This window comes from Maricaulis sp. D1M11 (assembly GCF_047308265.1).
GTDB lineage: Bacteria > Pseudomonadota > Alphaproteobacteria > Caulobacterales > Maricaulaceae > Maricaulis.
This window is the reverse complement of the sequence record NZ_JBKQWY010000024.1, coordinates 1-1,197: the sequence shown is the minus strand read 5'-3', so window position 1 is coordinate 1,197 and position 1,197 is coordinate 1. Positions and strand designations below refer to the sequence as shown.

Below are 1,197 nucleotides of genomic sequence, written 5' to 3'. Positions count from 1 at the left end.
TTACTCGACGATGGAGGAGACGACGCCGGCGCCGACGGTACGACCGCCTTCACGGATGGCGAAGCGCAGACCCTGATCCATCGCGATCGGCGTGATCAGTTCCACGTTCATCTCAACATTATCGCCCGGCATCACCATTTCCGTACCCTCTTTGAGGGTCACAACACCGGTCACGTCCGTCGTGCGGAAGTAGAATTGCGGACGGTAGTTCGTGAAGAACGGTGTATGGCGGCCGCCTTCTTCCTTCGTCAGGATATAGGCTTCTGCCACGAATTTGTGGTGCGGCGTGATGGAGCCCGGCTTGGCCAGAACCTGGCCACGCTCGACACCTTCACGGTCAACACCGCGAAGAAGAACACCGACATTGTCGCCCGCTTCGCCCTGGTCGAGCAGTTTGCGGAACATTTCAACGCCCGTACACGTCGTCTTCGACGTCTCGCGGATGCCGATGATCTCGATCTCGTCACCCACGTGAAGAATACCGCGCTCAATACGGCCGGTCACAACAGTACCGCGACCGGAAATCGAGAACACGTCCTCGATCGGCATCAGGAAATCCTGATCCTTCGGGCGATCCGGCGTCGGGATGTAGGCATCCACTTCAGCCATCAGCTCCAGGATCTTCTCCTTGCCGATATTCTCGTCACGACCTTCAACAGCCGCCAGTGCAGAACCGGCAACAATCGGAATGTCGTCGCCCGGGAAGTCGTAGGAAGACAGAAGTTCGCGAACTTCCATTTCCACAAGCTCCAGGAGCTCTTCATCATCAACCTGGTCAACCTTGTTCAGGAAAACAACCAGCGCCGGAACGCCAACCTGGCGCGCCAGAAGAATGTGCTCGCGCGTCTGCGGCATCGGGCCATCGGCTGCGTTCACAACCAGGATCGCGCCGTCCATCTGCGCCGCACCCGTGATCATGTTCTTCACGTAGTCAGCGTGACCCGGGCAATCCACGTGCGCGTAGTGACGGTTGTCCGTCTCATACTCAACGTGAGCCGTCGAGATCGTGATACCGCGCGCCTTCTCTTCCGGCGCCGAGTCAATCTCGTCATAACCCTTGGCTTCACCGCCACCGGCCTCAGCCAGCACCATCGTGATCGCCGCGGTCAGCGTCGTCTTGCCGTGGTCAACGTGACCAATCGTGCCAATGTTTGCGTGCGGTTTCGTCCGCTCAAACTTTTCCTTCGCCATCGATCT

At 58.6% G+C, this 1,197-nt stretch carries 1 protein-coding gene; it reads right to left on the bottom strand.

The annotated features are described in order from the left end of the window. On the bottom strand, nucleotides 1-1,191 hold the full coding sequence (tuf, locus tag RMQ97_RS15480; protein WP_413661803.1) for an elongation factor Tu: 1,191 nt from the start codon (nucleotides 1,189-1,191) through the stop codon (nucleotides 1-3). Between the last annotated feature and the right edge of the window lie 6 nt (nucleotides 1,192-1,197).

Excerpts from the sequence above, each read along its gene's own strand:
- tuf (WP_413661803.1), bottom strand. The coding sequence starts at position 1,191 with ATGGCGAAGGAAAAGTTTGAGCGGACGAAACCGCACGCAAACATTGGC.